Raw genomic sequence first — 22,520 nt, 5'->3', positions numbered from 1 at the left:
TTGACGCAATAAGAGGACCTCCGGGTGTTGTGTGGTGCTTGTCGAGAGCGAACACAAACCAGGAGGTCCTCGTGTCCCACCGTAACGCGTTTTTGGCTCATTCAGGGCGTCTGCAGCTGGCCCGGTGCATTGTGGTTGATGGCTGGCCGCTGCGCCGGGCAGCGGAGAGGTTCAACGTTTCTGTCCCGACGGCCGCGCGCTGGTCCCGCCGCTACCGGGAGTTCGGTGAGGCGGGGCTTGAGGATCGCAGGAGCCGGCCCCTGACGTGCCCGCACCAAACCCGGATGCGGACTGAGCGGCGGGTGCTCGGACTGAGGGTGAACAGGCGCTGGGGTCCGGCGCGGATCGCGTACCACCTGCACCTGAACGTCTCCACGGTTCACCGCATCCTGACCCGGTACCTCTGCCCGCCGCTGCGCTTCACCGATCCGGCCACAGGGATCAGGGTCCGCGGCCGGGACCGCGCCCGACGGTATGAATATGCCTGGCCGGGCGAAATGATCCACGTGGACATCAAGAAGCTCGGACGCATCCCCCACGGCGGCGGACACCGCGTCCAGGGGAGGGTTCGGGGCGAAGCGAACTCCCGGGCAAGGAACCTCGCCGAAGGCCGACCCAAGGACCGCGGCCAGGTCCGGGGCTACACGTTCCTGCACCACGCAGTGGATGACCATTCCCGGTTTGTCTATTCCGAGATCCTGCCCGATGAAACCAAGGAGACCGCGTCGGCGTTCATGCGCAACGCCATCGCCGCGTTCGCCGCCCAGGGCGTCAGGATCCAGCGAGTGCTGACCGACAACGGCTCCTGCTACCGCTCCCGCTCCTTCGCCGCTGTCTTGGCCGAAGCCGGGATCACGCACAAACGCACCAGGCCCTACCGACCCCAAACCAATGGCAAAGTCGAGCGCTTCAACCGCATCCTCCAAGAGGAGTGGGCCTACGCCAGATCCTATGGCTCCGAAGCCCACGGCAAGCCTGTTACCCAGACTTCATCGAGTACTACAATCAGCGCAGGCCTCACACCGCACTCAAAGGCGCCTCACCGGTCAGCCGCGTTATCAACCAACCGGGTTAGTACAGCTAGCCGGGCTTCTCCGGGCGGCGCATGCTTGAGTTGCGTGCAACGTCCACACCCGAGGGAGCGGACATCGTCGTGGGAAAGAAACTTAATCATTGTTGAACAATCTCTTGCCAAGATTGTTCAACAGTCTGTAGTGTTGCCCGTGACACCCCATCCTGTGACTACGGTCACCCGCACCCATTTGGACGGCTCCTGTGGAAAGTACGGCAACACTCAAACCAAGCACAACGAAAGCCGGCAGGCGCTCGGCTCTCCTGGGAGCCATGTTCCTCATGGCAACCAGCGCAATCGGTCCAGGTTTTATCACCCAGACGGCAGCGTTCACTGTGCAGCTGGGGGCTGCCTTCGCGTTCGCCATCCTCGTTTCGATCCTCGTGGACATCGCGGTGCAGACCAACGTCTGGCGAGTCATCGGTGTTTCGGGGATGCGGGCCCAGGAGCTCGGCAACAAGGTCCTGCCCGGTGTGGGCTGGTTCCTCGCCGGCCTGGTCTTCCTGGGCGGCCTGGTCTTCAACATCGGCAACATCGCCGGTACCGGCCTGGGTACCAACGCCATGATGGGGCTGGATCCCAAGCTCGGTGGTGCCATCTCCGCTGTCATTGCCATCCTGATCTTCCTGAGCAAAAAAGCAGGCGTGGCACTCGACAAAATCGTCGTAATCCTGGGCGCACTGATGATTCTCATGACCCTTTACGTGGCCATCGTCTCGGCCCCGCCCCTGGGTGAGGCCCTCCGGAACACAGTAATGCCGGAGAAAGTGGACTTCCTGGTGATCACCACCCTCATCGGCGGCACCATCGGCGGCTACATCACGTACGCAGGCGCGCACCGGATGCTCGACTCCGGCGCGACCGGCGTGGAGCACGTCAAGGAGATCACCAGAAGCTCCATCCTGGGCATCCTGGTGACCTGCGTGATGCGCGTCCTGCTCTTCCTGGCAATTTTCGGAGTGGTGGCAGGCGGTGTGGCCCTGGCCAACAACAACCTTGCCGCCTCGGCCTTCGAAGCCGCAGCCGGCCAAGTGGGCCTGCGCATGTTCGGCGTGATCCTCTGGGCCGCCTCCATCACCTCGGTGATCGGCGCCGCCTACACCTCCGTTTCCTTTGTCACGAAGTCCTCCACCAAGGAACGCACCCGCAACCTCATCACCGTCGGCTTCATTGCCTTCTGTGCTGTCGCCTTCCTTCTCATCGGCCAGGCACCACAGCAGCTGCTCATCTTCGCCGGTGCCTTCAACGGCCTGATCCTCCCCGTGGGCTTCGCCCTCCTGCTGTGGGTGGCCTGGCGGCGCCGCGATCTTATGCAGGGCTATGCCTACCCCAAATGGCTGCTCATCATCGGCGTCCTGGCCTGGTTGCTCACCCTGTTCCTTGGCTGGAATTCACTGGCCGGCCTCGCCAAGCTGTGGGCCTAGGCGACGGTGACTGTTTCAACAAACCTTCCTGCCGGCGTCGAACTTCCCCACAATCCGGCAGCGCTGCTGCCGTCCCAGGCCCGCGCACTGTTCAGGTCGGGCCTGGTGACACCCACCTCCGGCTGGAGCGCCGGATACGCACAGGCCAACCTGATCATCGTTCCCAAAGCCCAGGCGTTCGACGTTCTGCTGTTCGCGCAGCGCAACCCGAAGCCTTGCCCCATTTTGGGAGTGCTCGACGCCGGCGAAACCACCGGGGCGCTGCTGGCCGGCGGCGATGTGCGCACCGACGTTCCCCGTTATGCCGTGTACGTCGACGGCGAAAAGACGGACGAGCCCACGGACATCTCAGGCTACTGGCGCGATGACCTGGTGACATTCATTGTCGGCTGCAGCTTCACGTTTGAGGCTGCCCTCCAGGAGAACGGCATCAGGGTGGCCCACATCGACCAGGGGGTCAATGTGCCGATGTACCGCACCGCGGTGCGCTGTGAACCGGCCGGTTCCCTGGCCGGACCCCTGGTGGTGTCCATGCGGCCCGTTCCGGCGTCTCAGGTGGCCGACGCCGTCCGGATCACCTCGCGGTATCCGGCAGTCCACGGTGCACCCGTGCATGTGGGGAATCCGGCCGAGCTCGGCATTGCCAGCCTTGGCCGCCCGGACTTTGGCGATGCCGTGGACATCCCCGCCGGCCATGTGCCTGTGTTCTGGGCGTGCGGGGTGACGCCGCAGGCCGCCGTCATGGAGTCCAGGCCGGCCCTGGCCATTGGGCATGCTCCTGGGCACATGCTGATCACCGACGCCAGGGACAGTAGCTACCTGGTGCCTTAGCCCCTGCCTGTCGGCTGCCGCCTCTGCAGTTCCTGCGGCTTCTGCGGCTTCCGCAAAGTGCCACTTCTATACAGTGCCACGGTTCCGTCTCCGGAGCCGTGGCACTGCTGCGTTTCAGAGGGTCAGGCGGGGACGGCGCCGATGTGGGCCAGCAGCTCCTGCTCGGCGGCGTCAAGGTAACGGCGAAGCTCCGCGGCCGCTTCTTCACGCTGGCCGGAGCGGATCTGGGCCACCAGGGCCGCGTTGCGCTCCACATAGTGGCTGTGGAAATCAGGAGTGGTGGCCATGGCATGGAAAACCAGGCGCATCTCGGCCAGGACCTTTTCCATCAGCTCATCCAAGGAGGCACTGCCGGAGAGTGAGACCAGCGCCTTGTGCAGTTCCTGGTTGGCGTCCGCCATGCCGGGAATGGAGCCGGCGGCCAGGGCCTCCCGGGCCCCCGCGATGATCGCGTCAAGCCGGTCCAGGACTCCCTCTGTCTTCTCGCCCCACAGCACCGCCGCGGGTTCGATCAGACGCCGCACCCGGTAGATCTCGCGCACATCCTCCGCATCCGGCGCGGCAACATACACGCCGCGGTTGGGGATGCGCTGCACCACCGACTCGCCAGCCAATACCGTAAACGCCTCCCGCAGCGTGTTCCGCGAAACGCCCAGGGCTTCTGAGAGCTTCTGCTCGGACAGCTTGGTCCCGGGCGGAAGCTGCCCGGCGGAGATGCGTGCGCGCAGCACGCCGGCAACCCACGCCCCGGTGTGGGCGTGGGTTGCATGGTCGCCGTCGGCGATCCCTTGGAGTGCAGCGTTCATGGGCATGATCCCAATCTACCTAAAGCGGGAGATGGATCAGTGCACCCGCCCTTTCCGCTGGCACCCGCCGGAGTTTTTGTCCAGTTGTAGCGACTTACAACGTGGGCAAGTCGCTATATCTGGACAAAAACTCCATGTGAGGGGTGGGGGTCGTCAGCTGATTTTGGCCAGGACGTCTCCACGCCCGACGGCGGTGCCCGGCTCTTGCGGGCCCCTGGCCACAGTGCCTGACCGGTGGGCGGCAACGGTGGTCTCCATCTTCATGGCCTCGAGCACCGCCACAGGCTGCCCGGCCACCACAGCATCACCGCTCTCCACCAGCCATTTCACCAGCGACCCAGCCATCGGCGAGGTGAGGCCGGTGTCCTCGGCCCCGACCAAACCTCCGGACAGCCCAGCCCCAACGGAGCCAGAACCGGCAAGCGCCCCCGAACCACCGCCGCCACTCAGCAAAGCCTCATAGAGCCTGGCCGGCAGCCCAAGCTGCACCGCCTTTCCGTCCAGCTCCACCGTGATGGTGTTCCGCGCGGCGTCGGGCGCGGTACGGGCAATCTCCGGCGACGCGGCGAGGGGTTCGGCAAACTCGTTCTCGATCCACGTGGTGTGGACGCCAAGGCGGTCTTCGGCCAGGAAATCTGGGTGGCGCACCACGGCCCGGTGGAACGGCAGCACGGTAGGCAGGCCCTTGATCTGCATTTCGTCCAAGGCGGCCCGGGCCCGGCGCAGGGCCTGGGGACGGTCCTCGCCGTGCACAATGAGCTTGGCCAGCAGGGAGTCGTAGTGGCCGGGCACCACCGATCCTGAACGGACCCCGCTGTCCACCCGGATGCCGGGGCCGGTGGGCGGCTCGAAGGCCTCCACGGTGCCCGGACCGGGAAGGAAACCGCGGGCCGGGTCCTCGGCGTTCAGCCTGAATTCGATGGCGTGACCGCGCGGTTCCGGATCCTCCGTAAAGGGCAGGACGCCGCCGGCGGCGATCCGGAACTGTTCACGGACCAGGTCCACACCGGACGTTTCCTCGGTGACGGGGTGCTCCACCTGCAGCCGGGTGTTCACTTCCAGGAAGGAGATGATGCCGTCCTTGCCCACCAGGTACTCCACGGTTCCGGCACCGTGATAGTTGGCTTCCCGGCAGATTGCTTTGGCGGAGGCGTGGATCTGGGCGCGCTGTTCGGGGGTAAGGAACGGGGCGGGCGCTTCCTCCACAAGCTTCTGGTTGCGGCGCTGCAGGGAGCAGTCCCGCGTGCCCAGCACCACCACATTGCCGTGCGTATCCGCCAGGACCTGGGCTTCCACGTGGCGGGGCTGGTCCAGGAAGCGCTCCACAAAGCACTCCCCGCGGCCAAATGCCACGGTGGATTCGCGGACCGCCGATTCGAAGGCGTCCTCAATATCCTCAAGGCGCCGGGCAACCTTCAGCCCGCGCCCGCCGCCGCCGAAAGCAGCTTTGATGGCCACCGGCAGGCCGTATTCCTGGGCGAAGGCCAGGACCTCGTCGGCGTTGGCCACCGGACCGTCGCTGCCGGGCACCAAGGGCGCGCCGGCCCGCACGGCGATGTCACGGGCAGTCACCTTGTTGCCCAGTTCCCTTATGGACTGGGGTGTGGGTCCAATCCACGTCAGCCCGGCGTCCATCACCGCCTGGGCGAAGTCCGCGTTTTCTGACAGGAACCCGTATCCGGGGTGCACCGCGTCTGCCCCTGCCCGGCGGGCCACGCCAATGATCTTCCCGATGTCCAGGTAGGTCTCGGCGCCCGAGGACCCGTCCAGCGCGAAGGCTTCGTCCGCCAGCCGCACGTGGAGGGCGTCGGCGTCGGGATCCGAGTACACGGCAACGGACTGCAGGCCGGCATCGGAGCAGGCGCGGGCGATGCGGACGGCAATCTCGCCGCGGTTGGCGATCAGGACCTTTTTCATGACGGGATTCCTTCTGAAATGATGCCGCTGGCGGCTGGTTCAAGGGGTTCGAGGGTGGCCGGGTCCACCAGAGTGAACCGGACCCGGCAGCCCGGCGGCAGCTGCGCCGCCGTCGGAAGATCTTCGGGCACGACGACGGCAATCACCGGATAGCCGCCAGTCACCGGATGGTCGGCCAGGAAGAGGACAGGATGCCCGCTCGGCGGAACCTGCAGCGCACCCGCCACGGCGCCCTCGCTGGCGAGTTCGCCCGCGCGGCTGCGTTCAAGGGACCGGCCGTCCCCGGCTTCGGGAACAAGCCGGACGCCGATCCGGTTCGACTGGTCCGTGACCTGCCAGGCCTGGCCGGAGAGGGCTTGGACGGCCGCCGCGGTGAACCAGTCATCCCGCGGGCCCGGCGTTACCCGGAGCTCTGCCGTTCCTGGTCCCAGCCGCAACGTGGAGGATTCGGGCTCACCCACCGGGCGGACGCCGTCGACAGGTACCACCGGCAGCAGCGTTCCCGCACTCAACGGAGGAGGACCCAGACCGGACATGGTGTCGCTCGACCTGCTGCCAAGCACCTGCGGGACGTCGAAACCGCCGCGGGCTGCCAGGTAACTGCGCAGCCCCAGGGACGGCGCACCCAGGGTGAGGCTTTCGCCGTCGAGCAGGGCAAAGGGAGCACAGCCGGCGGGGCGCCGCAGCACCATTCCCTTCCCGGAACGGATCTCCAGCGGAACGCTGGCGCCTGACGTCGCGAGAACCTGGTCCCCCCGGGCCCTGACGGAAAGCCCGCCGAGGAGATTCTCAATGACGGCGGCTCCGGGTTCGTTCCCCACCAGCCTGTTCGCCTGGCGGGTTGACCGCTGGTCCGCCGCCCCGGCCGCGGAAACACCCAGGTCCCCCAGCCCGGGCCTGCCCAGGTCCTGGAGGAGTGACTGCAATCCTGGTGACTCGACCTCCAGTCCGGAAACCCCTTCGTCCCGGGTGCCGGCAGCACCCAATGCAGGATCCGCTTGGGCAGGATCCGCGGTGGCAGGGGTTGCTGCGGGCACACCCGCCGCCCGGTCTGCAGCGGCACTGTCTGCAGCGGCGCTGTTCACGGCCACGTAACGCACTTTGTCGCCGGGGCGGATGAGGGCGGGCTGCTCCCTGTCCAGATCCCACATCACTGCAGACGTCCGTCCGATGAGCTGCCAGCCGCCCGGGGACTGCCGCGGGTACACGGCCGAGAACTGACCGCCCAGTGCGACGGAGCCGGCCGGTACAGCGGTGCGCGGTGACGTCCTCCTGGGAACGGTGAGGCTGTCGTTTTCGCCCACCAGATAGGCGAAGCCGGGGGCGAAGCCGCCGAAGGCAGCCGTCCACACCTGTCCTGTGTGCGCCGCGATGACGCCGTCGGGCCCGAGGCCGGTGAGCCTGCCCACCTCGGCGAGGTCCTCGCCGTCGTACACCACCTCAATGGTGACCTCCCTGCCGCCGTCCTGCTCGACGGCGTCCAGCTGGAAATGTTCGACGGCGGCGCGCGCAGTCAGCGCCTGGCGGTGCGAGGCGAATTTCAGCAGCACTGTGGCGGCGGCAGCGACGGCGTCGAGCTGGCCGGGGAAGGGCTCCGACTGGACGCGGTGATGGAAGGCGAGCACTGACGCAAGGTCCGTCAGCTCCACCAGCAATGCGCGCGGCCCGGCCCAGCGCACCCCGGTGATGCTCATACGAAGCTCCGCACGGTGACACCGGCCGCCTCAAGCCCCGCACGGACTGCTCCAGCCATGGCTACGGCGCCCGGAGTGTCCCCGTGCACGCAGATGCTGTCGGCGTGCACTGCCAGGACTGAGCCGTCCCGTGCCACGATTTTGCCCTCCGTGGCCAGGCGCACCATGTTTCTGGTGACTACGTCGTTCTCGTGCAGCACCGCGCCTTCTTCCCGGCGGGACACCAGGGTGCCGTCAGGATTGTAGGCGCGGTCGGCAAAGGCTTCCGCCACCGCCCGGAGCCCGCGGGACTCGGCCTTGCGCAGCGCCACAGAACCGGGCAGGAGCAGCAGCGGAAGTTCGGCACCGAACGCGTGGACGGCATCCACCACCGCCTGGGCGTGCACCTCGTGATGGACGATGGTGTTGTACAGGGCGCCGTGCGGTTTGACGTACCTGATCTCCGAGCCCGCGGCCTTCGCCAGGGCCTGCAGTGCCCCGAGCTGGTACAGCACGTCATCTGCGAGTTCGGTGGCTGAGCAGTCCAGGAACCGGCGGCCGAATCCGGCAAGGTCCCGGTATCCCACATGGGCGCCAATGGTCACGCCTGCGGCTACGGCGTCGCGGCAGGTCCTGGCGATGGTGGTGGGGTCACCGGCATGAAAGCCGCAGGCCACGTTGGCGCTGGAAACGTGGCGGAAGATGGCCGCGTCGTCGCCCATGGTCCAGCTGCCGAAGGACTCTCCGACGTCGCTGTTCAGATCGATGAATGGCATTGTGACCCTCGTCTCAGGTTGGCTACTCCACCCATCATGCCTGATTTTCTCAGATTGTTCAACAATCTAGGCGGGTGAATCGAGGGCTTGTTCGCGGATCCGCCCTGTCAGGGTTCTGATGTGCAAACAAGGCCAGATCAGCGCGTGGGCGAACAGCGGGAAAGTCCCCGTCGGCTACGGTCTGATGAGGCACCGCACCAGGGCCATTGACCGCCGTCTTTCCAGGGGTTGAAATGGAAGCAGTAGCCTGGATTACTGGGCCAGGCCCTGATGCATGGAGGTGCCGTGGTGCCAGCCGCAATGGAGTTCTTGCTTCTCACGGTGGGGCCGTTCCTTTTCTGGGGTGCCCTGCTGGTGGCCGCGGTGGCCGGCACGGTGTTCGCCGTCCGCCGCCACGCTATGCTGCAGGCCGACGGAACCTCAGACACCATGTTTTGGGACGTCTTTATGGGTTCCGTTGTGGCGGTTCCGGCCATTCTGATCCCGGCGCTGGAATCCCCGTTGTCCGGCTTGCTGCTGAGTGTTGTTGGTGGGGCCGCGGGTATCGCCTCCTACCGGTACAGCCCCCGGGTTCTGGCCTGGCAGCAGCTCAGGAGGCAGCGGCGGCTGGATCAGCCCGTTCACCAGGCAGCACAGGCACAGCATGAGGAACTGCTGGCCCGCTGGCGCAGATACGAACTCGATCCTGCCCTGTGCATCGACTACCCCGCTATCACCGATGTCCGGATGCCCGAAACCTCGGCCCTGATCAGGGCTATGCGTGATGCGGAGGAGCTGCGGGCGGTACGCCACGAAGGGTACCCGCCCGCCGTCACCCGGCTTGTGCAGGCCCTCGCCGCCGCGGAAAAGGCAGCAGGCATCCCGGCAAACGGACACTAAGGCTGGGCGGCAGCGAACACCTGCCGGCCACGGGGCTGGCTGGTTTTGCTAAGCCGGTGCCCCTAGGCGGGTGCCACTAGGGCCGTGCTGTTTAGGCCAGAATCCTGCGGCGGCGCAGGACAAGGATGCTGCAAGCAACCGCCAGTACTAACACTCCCAGGCCGAGCAGGATGGCCCACAGAGGAAGCCCGGTATTCTGGCTTGCCTGCGTCCCGCTGGCCTGCGGTGCAGCCGCCTTCTTATCGGCCGCCTTCTTATCGGCATCGCCCGTTCCGGAGGATGTTTTGCCCGCCGGAGGGGCAGCGGCTGCAGCAGGCGTTGGGGTTTCCGCCAGCTCCGCGGGGGCAGCGGCCTCAGCCGGTGCAGGCAGCTCCGGGGAGGAGGCTGCACCGAAGAGTCCTGTGTTCAGGGCGGTGCCACCCGTGAGGCCAAGTCTGCCCTGAGCCGGTGCCTGTTTGATGGCCGTTCCGGTCTGGCTGGAAGGTGTGCTGGTTGCTTTGGAAGCCGCCGCCAGTGTGGCTGCCGCGGCAGCCGCTGCTTCGGCGGCTGCGGCGTCCGACGCAGCCTGGCTTGCAAGGTTTTTGGAGACCAAAATTCGTGCCTGGATGCCCATCACGTGGGCCGCTTTTTCCTGGTCCCTCGCTGCCAACCGGAACTGCTCGGTCTGGACAAAAGTGCGGACCATTTCCCGCGTCCCGTCTATGGCGACATCAGCGCCGGCCCTTGTTTCGGAACCGCCCGTTTCAAGCAGCGCGTAGGCAAAAATCCTGTTGTCCAATTCCTCGGCCGCGAAGACACCTTCCACCAGGAATGAGCGCACCAGAAGGGGATCATTCCCCAGCAGGACCTTCTTTGCAGACGACTGGACGTGCGGGGTGCCCGTAGCCAGGTACTGATACGTCCGTTGCCTGTCAGCCGTGATCTGCTCATCCGTTGGATAGGGTTCCGGGTTGTTAATCCTGCTTTCGGCTTCTGCGGCCAGCCGGGCATCTTCTACCAGGTTGGCAGCCTTGGCCTCAGCTGTTCGGAAGGCCCAATCAGTCAGGAACCGCGCATGCTCCTCCGCCCGGGAAGCTTGCTCTGTTACTTGGGCGGCTTTCACGGCCTCGGCTGCCTTCCCCGCTGCCGCCCGTGCGGCTTCCGCCGCCGTCTTGGCAGACGCAGCGGCAGCGATGGCGCGCTGGGGATCGTTCGCCTGGACCAGGAAGCTTTCGGCAGCCAGCCTCTGCGACTGCGCTTCGAGGCTGGCAGACTCTGCGTTTCCCGTCAGCAGGAGGATGGCCTGTTCCTCCTGGTCCATGGCAGCCGCGAGATACTGCCCGTAACGGAGGAACTCCCGAATCACTACTGGTGAATTGCTATCCAATGCCTTCTGCGCCGCCAACCTGACCCGCGGCCATTCGCTTTCGATGAGGTAGGTGGTTTGTACCCGGTCCTCGCCTTCAGAATCAGCGTGCGCCGCTGTGGAGGGAATCAGTACGGCAGCGATGACGAGTGCCAGCACAACGCCAACAGCTAGGGCCGCAGACAGGAATTGGCGCAGGGCGCGGTGCAGAACGGTGATCAAGATTCCCCCAATAGAAATGAAGCCGACCCTGCGAAGCGGCAGCTGTGGCATCCTGGGAAACCGTGAGCCTGAACCTGGGTGGTCAAAGGCATTCTATCTGCAGATGGACCCCTCCCTGACCACCACGTTTGACCCCCCCCGAAAACCGCCCAAGAGATCGATCAGTCGGAGGTGATTCCCGGCTAGTTCAGGGTCGACGTGTCGATGACAAAGCGGTAGCGCACGTCGGAGGCCAGGACGCGTTCGTAAGCGTCATTGATCTTGCCGGCAGGGATGACTTCAACTTCCGCGCCGAGTCCGTGTTCGGCACAGAAGTCCAGCATCTCCTGCGTTTCACGGATGCCGCCGATCATCGAGCCGGCAAACGAGCGCCGGCCCATGATGAGGGCGAAGGCGTTGACCGGAAGCGGCTCGGCGGGGGCGCCCACGTTCACCAGGGCGCCGTCGAGGGTCAGCAGCTGGAGGTAGGCAGAGATGTCGATCGAAGCGCTGACCGTGTTGATGATCAGCTCAAACGTCCCGGCGAGCTGTTCAAACGTAGTGGGATCGCTGGTGGCGTAGTAGCTGTCGGCGCCCAGGCGCAGCCCGTCCTCCTGCTTTTTCTGGGACTGGGAGAGGACGGTCACCTCGGCGCCCATTGCGGACGCGAGCTTGACGGCCATGTGCCCGAGTCCGCCGAGGCCGACGACGGCAACCTTCTTGCCGGGTCCGGCACCCCAGCGGCGGAGCGGGGAGAAGGTGGTGATCCCGGCGCAGAGCAGCGGCGCCGCAGCAGCGAGGTCCAGCCCCTCAGGGATGCGCACCACGAAGTCTTCGGTGACCACCACATGGGTGGAGTAGCCGCCCTGGGTGACGGTTCCGTCGCGGTCTTCGGCTCCATAGGTGCCGATCATGCCGTTCAGGCAGTACTGCTCCTCGCCCTTCAGGCAATTGGCGCACTCACGGCAGGAGTTGACCATGCAGCCGACGCCAACGCGGTCTCCGATGGCATGTTTGGTGACTTCGGTGCCCACCTTGGTGACGATCCCTGCGATCTCGTGGCCGGGGGCCAACGGGTACTGCTGGGGTCCCCAGTCTCCGCGCACGGTGTGGATGTCAGAGTGGCAGATGCCCGCGTACTTGATTTCGATCAGCACGTCATGGGGCCCGACGTCGCGGCGTTCGATGGTGGTGGGGCCCAGGTCACCGGTGGGGGACGGGGCTGCGTAAGCATTAACGGAAAGCATGATTCTCCTGTTTGTCGTTGGCCTGATTCCATCTCACCCGGTTTCCGGCGGCCGAAGAAGGCTCCGTTTATAGGGGGACAAGCTCTCCCCCCTTTATCCGCGTGAACCGGGGCTATCGTGGTTTTATGGACAACCAGCCCCACAACCGCGCCGACATTCGGGACTTCCTGGCCAGCCGTCGCGCCAAAATCCGGCCTGAGGATGTGGGGCTGCCGGCAGGCACCAGGCGGCGCGTTCCCGGGCTGCGCCGCGAAGAGGTGGCGGTTCTCGCCGGGGTCAGCACGGAGTGGTATGCCCGCCTTGAAAAGGGTCATATCAGGGGTGTGTCGGAGGATGTCCTGAAGGCAGTGGCCCGCGCACTGCACCTGACCGACGAGGAATGCCTGTATCTCTTCGAACTGGCGCGGGCTGCCAACCCCGCCCGCCGCCCAAGTTCCCGCCGCAAAGAAGCCGACGTCGCGGCACCGGTCCAATGGCTGCTCGACTCCATGACGATGTCCGCAGCGTTCCTCCGCAACGGCAGCCTCGACATTCTGGCCACCAATCCGTTGGGGCGTGCACTTCATGCGCCGATGTTCGCCAGCAGCACCGCCGCTGCCCACGGCCACGCGAACTTCGCGCGCTTCCACTTCCTTGACCCCGCGGCCCGGGACTTCTACGTGGATTGGGAAGGTGGCGCCGCCGTCACAGCTGCTCTGCTGCGGGCCGAAGCCGGACGTGATCCCAACGACGCCTCCCTTCGCGCACTGGTGGGCGAATTGTCCACACTGAGCCCGGAGTTCCGAACGCTCTGGGCATCGCATGACATCCGCTTCCGCCACGAGGGAACCAAGCGCCTGCGTCACCCGGTGGTGGGCGACCTGGAGCTGACCTACCAGCCCCTCTCCCTGCCGAGCCTCCCCCGGGCCATGCATGAACTCAGCGTCTACACCGCCGAACCGGGAACCACCAACGAAGAGCGCATCAAGGTCCTGACCAGCTGGGCGGCCACGGCTGCCGCCGAAGCAGCTGCCGCGGAAGCAACGGAAGCAACGGAAGCAACGGAAGCAGCGGAGCCGGGCAGCCGGCAAAACCCGGCTGTCTGACGGCTAAGGCTGACGTTAAGCGCTGTGTCTCCGCGGTGGAGCGTGGTGCCCGGACGGCGGTAGCATCCGAAGATGGAGCCAACAGAAACGAAAACCCGTGACGAGTTCGGCAGGCTGCTGGCGGACCGTGAGGTGTGGCGCCAGGCAGTAACCCTGGAGGCGGCCGGCGAGCTGACCGCCCGGTGGCTGGAAGGCAGCAGCGAGTACCAGGCGGCCACGTTCACAGCCCGCTACGACGACGAAACCCGCCACATAGCTTTGGCACTGGCCGCGCTCAACCGGAACGGGCTGTTCACCAAGGAGTCCCAGCCGGGCCTGCGGTCCGGAGCACACGTCCAGCGCGAATATGTCACGGGCTTCTGCAGCGCTGACGCAGCCGCCGAGCTCCTGTCCCTGTCCACGCGGTCCGATCTTGTCACAGTGGTACACGCACCCGGCGAGGCCAGCAGCGCGGCGATCCCTGTCACGCTGTCCGGAACCGAGGTGGTCACGGTGCTCGGCACCAGCGAAAACCCGGTCAGTGAGGAACAGATCCGGGGCTGGGCGGATGAGACCAACGAAACCCTGGCGCTCCTGCTGGCCGATTCCTGGTACGTGGAGATCCTGGACCCGGTGTGGGGCAGGAGCGACGTTCTGCTGCCCGCGGTGCTTTCCGCGCTGGCGTCACTGGCGTCCCGTCAGTAGCAGCGATTCACCACCGCCACGATCTCTGTCTCAAACGCCTGCGATGACCTCATGGATCCCGTGAACCAGCAGAGCGCGTGCACGGCGGGGTCTCCCGGAACCACCATCGGCCGCAGGTTGTCGACGGCGGACCCCTCAGTGACAGCCTCCCAGACCCAGCCCGCGCCGCCGTCGGACGTACGCCCAGAGTAGATCTCGTAGTGTTCGGTGGCGCGGCCGGAGCGCGGATCCACCGGGGCCGAGATGTAAACGTGGTCCAGGTCGTAAGGGTCCACAGCTCCCAGCCCAGTGTAGTCCTGCTCGTGCGGGAGGAACCCGGGGCCGGCCACGGCAAGCGGATGAAGCGCCCAGCTGGAACCGTCAAACCGCGCGTAGAGCAGGCGGTGATCGTCGACGTCGAGCTGCTGGTTCCGCTCGAGGGGGCCGTTGACGTCGTTGGCCCGGCAGGTGATGATCGCCGCGAGCTGGGTGCCGTCCCTTCGGAGATCGGCTGTCCAGCCGTGGGTGAGGACGTCGCCGTCGAGCTCCCTTCCGGCGGCGAAAATGGTGGTGAGTTCGGTCTGCGAGACACCGGCCGAGCCGATCACGGGTTTGCTGACCACCCGCCCGGTGGTGTCATGCAGCGCGTTGCCCTGGAGGTAGCCGTGGTAGATGTTGTTGTTGAAATCCCGGGGATGGTGGTCGGTGGTGATCAGGTCGATCCGGTCCGTGCCGTTGGAGGAATACCGGGTGTACCCGTTGACGTACCCCACTTTGGGCCGCGTGAAAAGCTTGCCCCCGTAGCTCCAGGTGCTGCCGTCGTCGCCGGAGACCATCATGGTGGGATCATCATTGACGGCGCGGACAAAGTTGTAGGTCAGCGCCTCCGCGGACAGCCGGTGCAGGTTGGAGTAGGTTGCACCCCGGCCGTCGGCCAGCTCTGTCCAGTCGAAGCTCTGTTCCGGACTCCACTCGCTGGCATCATGCGGCCGGACGGACACCCGCCAGCGGGAATAGTTGTCTGTTTTGTGCTTGGCGTACATCGCGAGGTAGCGCCCATCCGGCCGGATCAGAAGCGCAGGGGCGTTGTGGTCATCCGATTCAAGCCGCTCATGGAGTACGTGCACCCGCCGCTCCCCTGTGCCCAGGTCCAGCACGGCAACCTCGATATTTCCGCCCCTGGCCGAACCGCCGGGGCCCTCGGGTGCGGCCACAGAGCCCACCAGGAGCGTGTTGTTCCCGGGATCGATCAGCGCCCGCTCGTCCTGGAACCAGCACCAGGCGCCGTTGTCGTTGACGCGGATAGGAGCATCAGTCATTGGAATCCTCAGGATTGCATCGATTCAAAAAGGCGTTCTGACCATCCTAGCCACACGACCTGTTCACCAGCCAGGGGTCATGGAAACAGAACAGCCGGGCAGCCGCTTTCACGCCTGCCCGGCCACGCTCTGTATCTGCCCCTCTGCCTGTGCGACTGCCCCGGACTAGACCCCTGCCGGCACTGCCACCCGGGCAACCTCGCAGATACGGGCAGCAGTGATCCTGCCCATCCGGATGGCACCGTCCACGTGCTGGTAGCCCTCGGCAGCAAGGTCTGAGGAGGACCAGTAGATCGGCCCCACCGGCGCATGCTGGTCCTTGCCGTAGCGGTGCAGGCCACCCAGGTCATAGCTGGAGGCGTAAGCTCCGCGCGTCCACTCCTCCGAGCCCCAGTCCGACTCGTAATAGACCTCCGGCTCCAGGGCCTTGTCCCCCAGGAACCCGGCGATCGATTCAAGGACTGCCCGCTTGCGTTCCTCAGCACCCAGTTCGAAGACGGCGTCGGCCTTTTCGTCGGAAATGAACCCCACCAGCGTGCCGCGGGAATCGCCGTGGTTGGTGTTGTCGTAGACCTCCTGGACGAGGGAACCGGCGCCAAAGCCGGTCCCTGACAGCCCCTGCTCCCGCCAGAACGGCGTGCTGTAGACGGCGTGCACCTTAATGACCAGGCCCAGCGACTGGTGCTGGTGCATCTGGTGCTGCCGGCGCGGGAGCGGCGGATTGAACGAAACCCGCGAGTAGAGGTTCGGCGGGACGGCCATGATCACAAACCGCGCGTTGACAGTTGCCCGCTCGGAAACGGCGGTGACCCGGTAGCGGTCGCCGCTGCCGCCGTCGGGATCCGTGCTCCAGTTAATGCTGCGCACGGGACTGTTAAGGACCACGTCGTCCCCCAACTCCTGCGCCTGCAGCAGCGAGACCTGCTGCATCCCGCCGATCACCCGCTTGTCCAGGATGAAGTCCTCATCAGTGAGGTGGGTGAAGGACCCCGCAGAGGCCGCCATCAGCACTGCCTGCAGTGTTGAGAAGGCGTGCGCAGGCTTGGTCAGCATGCCGCCGGCGATGAACAGGCCGATGTTGTTGCAGGCTTCCTCGTTGTCCGAATTGGCCCGCAGCCAGTGGTGGAAGGAAATGGTGTCCAGTTCCCGGGCTTTCGGGTGCGCCCAGGGTTCGGTGGGGCCAATTTCGGCGGCCAGCCCGTCCAGCAGGCCAATCAGCTTGTCCATCTCGACGGCGGTGGCCGCGTCCACGGGGAAGGAGTCGCCGGAGTAGCGGACGGGTTTGCCGTCGGCACCGATGTAGACCGACTCGCCGGAGCGGTACCGCGAATAGGTTTTAAGCCCCAGTTCCTCCAGCAGCTCCAGCAGCACGGTCTGGTCCGGCGAGACCCATTGGCCGCCGATTTCCAGCACGGCGCCGTCCACGGTATCGGTCCAGGTGCGGCCGCCCACCCTGTCACGGGCTTCCAGCACGGCAACGCTCAGGCCGGCCTTCTTCAGTTCACGGGCGGCGGTCAGGCCGGAGGGCCCGGCTCCCACGACCACAACGTCGCGGTTAAGGTTCAGCATGATGTCCTCCCTGTGGCCACGTGAGTGATGCGGACCACTAAATGAATGCCATTCATTTATTAGAACTATAGCGGTTCGCGCCATGCTCCGGAAGAGGCTGGTGGAATAATGCTGGAGAACCCATCGAAAGGCCAGCAATGCCGGCAGTATCAGCCGCATCAGGAAGCAGGACCGGAGCCGCCGGCAATTCCTCCACTGCAGCGCGGCGGCGGGCAGGACGCCCGTCAGCCGCCGTCCTGGACAAGGCAGGCATCACGGCCGCCGCCCTGGACCTCATCGGCAAGAAGGGCTACGACGGCCTCACCATGGCCGGACTGGCGCGTCTACTGGAGGTGGCGCCGTCGGCCCTTTACAACCATGTAGCGTCCAAACGGGACGTCCTCCTGCTGGTGGAGGACCACCTCACGGCCCTGGTGGATGTGTCCGGCTTCGGCGTGGAACCCTGGGAAGACGCCGTGCGGACATGGGCGTGGAGCTATCGTGACGTCTTCGCCCAGCACACTCCGCTGATTCCGGTGATAGCCGTCCTGCCCGTGACGGACGCACCGCAGACCCTCGCCATGTACGAGACGGTGAGTGCCGCTTTCCTGGCTGCCGGCTTCCCCCAGGAGCGGATTGTGTCCGCGATCGTAGCTCTGGAATCGTTCATTTTCGGCTCGGCCTATGACGTGACAGCACCCGCTGACATTTTCGATGCCGGCAGCATGGCCGGCGCCACTCCGCATTTCACCGGGGCGGTGCAGAGCCTGGCCGCCCAGAGGCACCACAAGCCGGCTGATGTTGCCTTCGGCCTGGGCCTGGAGGCGCTCATCACTGGGCTCGGAGCGCTGCGGAGCTAACCGGGCCGAACGAAAGTGGGGCACTTCGACACGGACACGCCGCAGTTTTGGCCCGGTCTGCGGATTTTGCCCCCCAAAGTGGCCCACGACGGCGGGACGCGCCGCGCGAGGTCTTCCCACCAACGCGATTGCGCGGATCCTTGGACAAAGCGGGAAGGCAGGCGGCGCCCGTGGGCACCGCCTGCCATCCTGTGCAGCAGCCTGTGGTCAGCTGCCATTATGAGCGGGACTAGAAACCGGCTCCGTCCGCCTTGACGGCGAGGACGGGGCGGTCGGCCTGCATGAGGATCCGCTGTGCATGGCTTCCCAGGATGAACTTGCCCACCTGCGTGCGGTGCCGGAGCCCGATGACAATCAGCGATGCGTCCGCTTCGCGGGCGACGTCGAGGAACTCGTCAGCAAGATCGTGCTGGTACGGAGGCTGAACAACGCTGGCGTTCACCCCGGCGTCGGCTGCACGGCGGGCAGCCCGGGCGAGCACGTCGTCGGCTGCCACCGATTTGTCCACGAGGGCGCCTTCCCGGGCCGAGTTGACGATCAGCAGGTCCTCGTTGCGGAGCTTGGCTTCCGCGATGCCTGCCGTCAGCGCGGCTTCTCCTGCGGGAGTGGGGACAAATCCGACGATGATGCTCATACCTTCTCCTTGATGTGCGGGGTGACGGCCGTGGTGGCGGTTATTTTGCGCTTGGCAATGGTGCTGCGGATAGCCGGGAGCACTGCTACCAGGACAAAGACCACCAGAAGGGTCGCCGAAATCGGGCGGCCGAAGAATCCGGTGGGATCCCCGCCGAAGACCAGCAGGGAGCGCCTCATGGAGCTTTCCAGCAGCTCGCCCAGCACAAAAGCCAGGACCAGCGGGCCCGGTTCGAAGCCAAACTTCTTCATCAGGTAGCCGATGATGCCGAAGACGACCACCAGGGTGACATCGAACATGCTGTTGTTGATGGTGTACGCACCCAGCAGCGTGATGAGTGCCGTGACGGGAGCCAGGATGGCGGCCCTGACGCGGAGGATCTTCACGAAGATGCCTACCAGCGGCAGGCTCATGATCAGCAGCAGGATGTTGCCGATGTACATGGAGTTCACCACGCCCCAGAAGAGCTCCGGGTTTTGTTCCACGAGCTGCGGTCCGGGGGTGACACCCTGGATCAGCAGCGCACCGAACATCAGCGCCATGGTGGCGTTGGCCGGGATGCCAAGCGTCAGCAACGGGATAAACGACGATGTGGCGGCGGCGTTGTTGGCGGTTTCCGGTCCGGCGACGCCCTCGGGGGCACCCTTGCCAAAGCGCTCAGGCTGCTTGGCCCGCTTCTTTTCCATGGCGTAGGACGCCATCGAGGCGATGGTTGCGCCGCCTCCGGGGAGGATTCCCAGGAAGAAGCCCAGCACCGATCCGCGGCCAATCGCCCCGGAGGCCTGCTTGAGTTCCTTCCGGGACGGCCAGACGTTTGCAACTTTCGACGGCGCCTTCGCGGCCCGGTGCCGTTCCTCCAGGTTGTAGAGGATCTCGCCGAGTCCGAAAATGCCCATGGCGATCGGTACAAAATCGATGCCGTCTGCGAGTTGCAGGCTGCCGAAGGTAAAGCGGCTTTCGCCGGTGAAGATGTCCCTGCCAACGCTGGCGAGCAGAAGGCCCAGGGCGGCGGCGATCAGGGCTTTGGCCTTCGAGCCGCTGCTGATGGTTGCCACCAGCAGGATGCCCAGCATGGCCAGGGCTGTGTACTCGGGCGGGCCGAAATCCAGTGCAAAGCTGGCTACCAGCGGGGCAAGGAAGGTCAGGCCAATGATGGCTGCAGTGCCGCCGACGAAGGAACCGATCGCGGCCAGACCAAGTGCAGTACCGGCCTTGCCCTGCTTGGCCATCTGGTAGCCGTCGAAGACGGTGACCACCGAGGACGCTTCGCCGGGGAGCCGCAGCAGCACGGATGTAATGGTGCCGCCGTACTGTGCGCCATAGAAAATGCCGGCCAGCATGATGATGGCCGTCACCGGCTCCACGTTGTAGGTGAGCGGAAGCAGGATGGCGATGGTTGCCGCGGGCCCCAGGCCGGGCAGCACACCGATCAGCATGCCGATGACCACGCCGAGCAGGCAGTACAGGAGGTTTGTGGGCTCCAGGACAACCGCGAATCCGTTGATCACGGGATTAAGAAAATCCACGGGGGTCTCCTAGAAAAGGTGGGGAACGGAGGTGCCGAGCGCGAGGACGAAGATGCCGTAGAAGGCAAGGACCACACTTGCGCTGACAACGAGGGTGGACCGCCAGGTTTCGCCGCCCAGGAAGCGCATCCAGATGATGCACAGCACCAGGGCAGGAATTTCGAACCCGATCAGCGGCATTAGGGCCACCATGGCGGCGAGGGTCACCAGTCCGGTCAGCGGCGCGGTGGACATGCGGGTGAACTTCTCCGCGTCCCGGTTGCGCCGGCCAACGATCAGCTGAAACAAGCCGAGGGCCACCATGACGCAGCTGATAATGAACGGCCAGAGGCCGGGCTGCGGGCTGGCCGGGGTGCCCAGGCCCATCGCCACGGAAAGGACGACGGCGCCGATCCCCACTGCGAGGACCACCAGCGAGGATGCCGCGTTGGCCAGGGCTCCTGCCGCGGGAGGCTTCTCCTCCTCCCACTGGGCTGCGAGCTGCTCCGGCGTCAGGTCGTCGAGAACCTCGCCGGGGCCGGTACCGGGGGTTTCCCCGCCGGGGGCAACCGCCTCGCTGCCTCCGGCGGGAACTGCGGGTGTTCCTTTCACAGGACTCACTTATTTCCGCTCAGGCTGATGTCGTACTTCTCCACCAGCTCCTTGTACTTCGCGGCGTATTCCTTCCATTCCGTAACAACCTCCTCGCCGGAGATCTCCTTCGGCGTCAGCGAGTTCTTCTTGTTGAACTCCTTGTAGGCGTCCGATTTGAAGGCCTCCTGGAAGGCAGCGAGCAGCTTGTCCTTGACTTCCTGCGGGGTGCCCTTGGGGGCGGCCACGGCGCGGTACTGCGCAACCGGAACGTCATAGCCGGCTTCCTTGGCAGTGGGGGTGTCGGGGAGGAAGCTGGTGCGCTCCTCCGAGAAGACCAGCAGCGGTGTCACCTTGCCGGCCTCGATCTGCGGCATCGCCTCGCCGAGCTGGATGGTGGCGAGCTCAACCTGGTTGCCCAGGACTGCCGTCAGGGCGGGCTTGCCGCTGTCAAAGGGGATGTCGGTTCCCTGGACCTTGGCCTGCTTGAACAGAACGGTCTGGGCCAGCTGGCTTCCGGTGCCAACGCCCGTGGTGCCAAAGGTGACGTTGCGCCCTGCGGCGGTGACGTCGTCGAACGTCTTGAAGCCGGAGTCAGTGCTGGCCACGAGGACGTAATCGTCCTGCGACAAGCCCGCGATGACGTCCAGGTCATCAATGTTCACGGCTTCATCGGCAGTGACTGCCAACGGTGTGATGGTGATCAGGGATGCATTGAGCAGGACCAGTTCGTGGCCATCGGCCGGTTTGCCCGCCACTTCCTTGGTGGCAAGCGCGCCGTTGGCGCCGGGCTTGTTCACCACCGGGATCGGCTGGCCGAGGGTCTTTGCGGCCCCTTCGGCGAGGGCACGGGCGATCAGGTCAGTGCTGCCGCCGGCAGCCTGGCCCACGGAGAGGCTGACGGGCCCGGTAGGGTATTTGGCCGCATCGGCGGTGCCGCCGCCGGCGACATTGCCGCAGGCGGTCAGCGCCAGCAGCGTGGCGGCGGCCGCACCGAGAATCGTGCGGCGTGTGGGGAAGTGCTTCATTGGAACTCCTCATAGAAAACCCCGGGGCGGGATCCTGGATGATGCTGTGAACCGAATCACGCCGGCTCGCTAAACGAGTGTAAAGAGCGGTTATGATGCCTGTCTAAGCCCGTATAAGCATCGAGTGATACCTGGAAGGCATGATGTTTACGTTTGACCAGTTGGCTGGATTCATCGCTGTGGCAGAGGAACTTCACTTTGGCCGCGCCGCAGAACGGCTCAACATGACCCAGCCGCCGCTGAGCCGGCAGATCCAGAAGCTGGAAAAGATCATCGGCACCGAACTGCTGGAGCGCGACAATCGGAAGGTGCAGCTCACCCCGGCGGGCGAGGCCTTCCTCGACGAGGCCAGGCGGCTGATGGCCTTGGCCACCCGGGCTCCCGTCACCGCGCGGCGCATCGCCACGGGGCGTTCGGGCATCCTGCGGGTGGGCTTCACCGCTGCCAGCGGCTTCAGCATCCTGGGGCCGCTGCTGGAGGAGATTGCGGAGATCATCCCGGACGTGGACATCGACCTGCAGGAACTCGTCACCGGCGAACAGATTGAGGGGCTCCTCACGGGAGTGCTGGACCTGGGCCTGGCCAGGCCACCGTTCGACCGGGAGATCTTCGACTCGCACCTGCTGTATACCGAGCCCATGATGCTGGCCGTTCCCAGCGGGCACCGGCTCGCGGACCTTTCCCGTCCCATCGAGGACTCCGACATAAAGGAAGAGCCCCTGATCATGCACTCACCCACAAAAGCCGCTTACTTCTACGACCTGGTGGTCCGGATGTTCCCCATCCAGCACGGCAACGTAATCCACACGGTCAGCCAGATCCTCACTATGGTTTCCCTGGTGGCGGCCCGCCGCGGGGTGGCTTTCGTCCCGCATTCGGCCACGCTGCTGGCCATCAAGGGTGTGGACTTCCTCCCCCTCGCCAAGCTGGCCAGCGAGCAGCCCGTGGAATTGCATGCCATCTGGAACCGGAAAGTGGCCAACCCTGCCCTGCGGCGGCTGCTGCAGGATCTGGAGTTCCGCACCGAGTAGGAAGCTCCCCAGGCCCGGGCTGCCGCAAGCGATACCTGCAGGGCATCAATCCATACACAAATACACTTAGACAGGCATTACATCC

Annotated in this window: 19 protein-coding genes and 1 pseudogene; 8 read left to right on the top strand and 12 right to left on the bottom strand. The window is 65.5% G+C overall.

The window, feature by feature from the left end; all coding sequences use genetic code 11:
* The first annotated feature begins 71 nt into the window (after positions 1-71).
* The 3 genes and pseudogenes from M1E17_RS00305 to M1E17_RS00295 all read left to right on the top strand — a co-directional run bounded on the left by M1E17_RS00305 (position 72) and on the right by M1E17_RS00295 (position 3,327).
* Positions 72-1,075, top strand: a pseudogene (locus M1E17_RS00305) (IS481 family transposase).
* 185 nt (positions 1,076-1,260) lie between these two features.
* Positions 1,261-2,496, top strand: coding sequence for an NRAMP family divalent metal transporter (locus tag M1E17_RS00300; RefSeq protein WP_457967914.1), 1,236 nt, complete (start codon positions 1,261-1,263; stop codon positions 2,494-2,496).
* Between the two features lie 6 nt (positions 2,497-2,502).
* Positions 2,503-3,327 carry a putative hydro-lyase gene (locus tag M1E17_RS00295; RefSeq protein ID WP_457964618.1) on the top strand — a complete coding sequence of 275 codons (825 nt, stop codon included), beginning with the start codon at positions 2,503-2,505 and terminating at the stop codon, positions 3,325-3,327.
* Positions 3,328-3,449: 122 nt separating this feature from the next.
* On the opposite strand, the gene M1E17_RS00290 is transcribed toward M1E17_RS00295, so the two are convergent.
* The 4 genes from M1E17_RS00290 to M1E17_RS00275 form a co-directional block, all read right to left on the bottom strand.
* Entirely contained in the window at positions 3,450-4,139 is a 690-nt protein-coding gene (locus tag M1E17_RS00290; protein WP_457964617.1) for a GntR family transcriptional regulator, read from the bottom strand.
* Positions 4,140-4,286: 147 nt separating this feature from the next.
* A complete protein-coding gene (locus M1E17_RS00285; RefSeq protein WP_457964616.1) occupies positions 4,287-6,050 on the bottom strand; it encodes an acetyl/propionyl/methylcrotonyl-CoA carboxylase subunit alpha in 1,764 nt (587 codons plus the stop codon).
* A complete protein-coding gene (locus tag M1E17_RS00280) occupies positions 6,047-7,744 on the bottom strand; it encodes a 5-oxoprolinase subunit B/C family protein (protein ID WP_457964615.1) in 1,698 nt (565 codons plus the stop codon). Before M1E17_RS00280 ends, M1E17_RS00285 begins: the two co-directional genes overlap by 4 nt.
* Complete coding sequence (locus tag M1E17_RS00275; protein WP_457964613.1) at positions 7,741-8,499, bottom strand: LamB/YcsF family protein; 759 nt, start codon at positions 8,497-8,499, stop codon at positions 7,741-7,743. The genes M1E17_RS00280 and M1E17_RS00275 overlap by 4 nt, the downstream gene beginning before the upstream one ends.
* A 300-nt stretch (positions 8,500-8,799) precedes the next feature.
* Between M1E17_RS00275 and M1E17_RS00270 the strand changes: the two genes are divergently transcribed.
* Positions 8,800-9,378 (top strand): hypothetical protein, encoded by a 579-nt coding sequence (locus M1E17_RS00270; RefSeq protein ID WP_457964611.1) that lies wholly within the window; start codon positions 8,800-8,802, stop codon positions 9,376-9,378.
* A gap of 91 nt (positions 9,379-9,469) precedes the next feature.
* Here the strand turns inward: M1E17_RS00270 and M1E17_RS00265 are convergent, their stop codons facing one another.
* Complete coding sequence (locus M1E17_RS00265; protein ID WP_457964609.1) at positions 9,470-10,945, bottom strand: ALF repeat-containing protein; 1,476 nt, start codon at positions 10,943-10,945, stop codon at positions 9,470-9,472.
* 182 nt (positions 10,946-11,127) lie between these two features.
* Entirely contained in the window at positions 11,128-12,171 is a 1,044-nt protein-coding gene (locus M1E17_RS00260) for an NAD(P)-dependent alcohol dehydrogenase (protein WP_457964607.1), read from the bottom strand.
* A 125-nt stretch (positions 12,172-12,296) separates the two neighbouring features.
* Between M1E17_RS00260 and M1E17_RS00255 the strand changes: the two genes are divergently transcribed.
* Both M1E17_RS00255 and M1E17_RS00250 read left to right on the top strand, forming a co-directional pair.
* The gene (locus M1E17_RS00255) at positions 12,297-13,256 is read left to right on the top strand and encodes a helix-turn-helix domain-containing protein (protein WP_457964605.1); all 960 of its coding nucleotides are present in this window, start codon (positions 12,297-12,299) and stop codon (positions 13,254-13,256) included.
* A 72-nt stretch (positions 13,257-13,328) separates the two neighbouring features.
* Positions 13,329-13,940, top strand: coding sequence for a DUF6919 domain-containing protein (locus M1E17_RS00250; RefSeq protein ID WP_457964603.1), 612 nt, complete (start codon positions 13,329-13,331; stop codon positions 13,938-13,940).
* Here the strand turns inward: M1E17_RS00250 and M1E17_RS00245 are convergent.
* Complete coding sequence (locus M1E17_RS00245) at positions 13,934-15,238, bottom strand: BNR-4 repeat-containing protein (protein ID WP_457964601.1); 1,305 nt, start codon at positions 15,236-15,238, stop codon at positions 13,934-13,936. The genes M1E17_RS00250 and M1E17_RS00245 overlap by 7 nt on opposite strands.
* 165 nt (positions 15,239-15,403) lie before the next feature.
* On the bottom strand, positions 15,404-16,807 hold the full coding sequence (locus M1E17_RS00240) for a flavin monoamine oxidase family protein (RefSeq protein WP_457964599.1): 1,404 nt from the start codon (positions 16,805-16,807) through the stop codon (positions 15,404-15,406).
* 137 nt (positions 16,808-16,944) lie between these two features.
* On the opposite strand from M1E17_RS00240, the gene M1E17_RS00235 reads away from it, so the two are divergent.
* Entirely contained in the window at positions 16,945-17,646 is a 702-nt protein-coding gene (locus tag M1E17_RS00235; RefSeq protein WP_457964598.1) for a TetR/AcrR family transcriptional regulator C-terminal domain-containing protein, read from the top strand.
* Positions 17,647-17,875: 229 nt separating this feature from the next.
* Here M1E17_RS00235 and M1E17_RS00230 read toward each other — a convergent pair whose 3' ends face one another.
* Genes M1E17_RS00230 through M1E17_RS00215 form a run of 4 tightly spaced genes read right to left on the bottom strand, consistent with a single transcriptional unit; the run spans position 17,876 to position 21,404 of the window.
* Positions 17,876-18,280, bottom strand: coding sequence for a universal stress protein (locus M1E17_RS00230; RefSeq protein ID WP_457964597.1), 405 nt, complete (start codon positions 18,278-18,280; stop codon positions 17,876-17,878).
* Positions 18,277-19,806 carry a tripartite tricarboxylate transporter permease gene (locus M1E17_RS00225; protein WP_457964596.1) on the bottom strand — a complete coding sequence of 510 codons (1,530 nt, stop codon included), beginning with the start codon at positions 19,804-19,806 and terminating at the stop codon, positions 18,277-18,279. Before M1E17_RS00225 ends, M1E17_RS00230 begins: the two co-directional genes overlap by 4 nt.
* A gap of 9 nt (positions 19,807-19,815) precedes the next feature.
* A complete protein-coding gene (locus tag M1E17_RS00220) occupies positions 19,816-20,397 on the bottom strand; it encodes a tripartite tricarboxylate transporter TctB family protein (RefSeq protein WP_457967913.1) in 582 nt (193 codons plus the stop codon).
* 5 nt (positions 20,398-20,402) lie between these two features.
* Positions 20,403-21,404: a tripartite tricarboxylate transporter substrate binding protein gene (locus tag M1E17_RS00215; RefSeq protein WP_457964594.1), complete on the bottom strand. Its 1,002-nt coding sequence runs from the start codon at positions 21,402-21,404 to the stop codon at positions 20,403-20,405.
* A 143-nt stretch (positions 21,405-21,547) separates the two neighbouring features.
* On the opposite strand from M1E17_RS00215, the gene M1E17_RS00210 reads away from it, so the two are divergent.
* Complete coding sequence (locus tag M1E17_RS00210) at positions 21,548-22,435, top strand: LysR family transcriptional regulator (RefSeq protein ID WP_457967911.1); 888 nt, start codon at positions 21,548-21,550, stop codon at positions 22,433-22,435.
* Positions 22,436-22,520: the final 85 nt, after the last annotated feature.

It is taken from the genome of Arthrobacter sp. D1-29, assembly GCF_054130585.1.
The sequence above is the reverse complement of the archived record's forward strand: the minus strand, read 5'-3'. Positions and strand labels throughout refer to the sequence as shown.

Coding starts and splice junctions, on each gene's coding strand:
- M1E17_RS00260 (WP_457964607.1), bottom strand. CDS start 12,171: ATGCTTTCCGTTAATGCTTACGCAGCCCCGTCCCCCACCGGTGACCTG.
- M1E17_RS00245 (WP_457964601.1), bottom strand. CDS start 15,238: ATGACTGATGCTCCTATCCGCGTCAACGACAACGGCGCCTGGTGCTGG.
- M1E17_RS00215 (WP_457964594.1), bottom strand. CDS start 21,404: ATGAAGCACTTCCCCACACGCCGCACGATTCTCGGTGCGGCCGCCGCC.
- M1E17_RS00230 (WP_457964597.1), bottom strand. CDS start 18,280: ATGAGCATCATCGTCGGATTTGTCCCCACTCCCGCAGGAGAAGCCGCG.
- M1E17_RS00240 (WP_457964599.1), bottom strand. CDS start 16,807: ATGCTGAACCTTAACCGCGACGTTGTGGTCGTGGGAGCCGGGCCCTCC.
- M1E17_RS00285 (WP_457964616.1), bottom strand. CDS start 6,050: ATGAAAAAGGTCCTGATCGCCAACCGCGGCGAGATTGCCGTCCGCATC.
- M1E17_RS00275 (WP_457964613.1), bottom strand. CDS start 8,499: ATGCCATTCATCGATCTGAACAGCGACGTCGGAGAGTCCTTCGGCAGC.
- M1E17_RS00250 (WP_457964603.1), top strand. CDS start 13,329: ATGGAGCCAACAGAAACGAAAACCCGTGACGAGTTCGGCAGGCTGCTG.
- M1E17_RS00280 (WP_457964615.1), bottom strand. CDS start 7,744: ATGAGCATCACCGGGGTGCGCTGGGCCGGGCCGCGCGCATTGCTGGTG.
- M1E17_RS00255 (WP_457964605.1), top strand. CDS start 12,297: ATGGACAACCAGCCCCACAACCGCGCCGACATTCGGGACTTCCTGGCC.
- M1E17_RS00235 (WP_457964598.1), top strand. CDS start 16,945: ATGCCGGCAGTATCAGCCGCATCAGGAAGCAGGACCGGAGCCGCCGGC.
- M1E17_RS00270 (WP_457964611.1), top strand. CDS start 8,800: ATGGAGTTCTTGCTTCTCACGGTGGGGCCGTTCCTTTTCTGGGGTGCC.
- M1E17_RS00210 (WP_457967911.1), top strand. CDS start 21,548: ATGTTTACGTTTGACCAGTTGGCTGGATTCATCGCTGTGGCAGAGGAA.
- M1E17_RS00290 (WP_457964617.1), bottom strand. CDS start 4,139: ATGCCCATGAACGCTGCACTCCAAGGGATCGCCGACGGCGACCATGCA.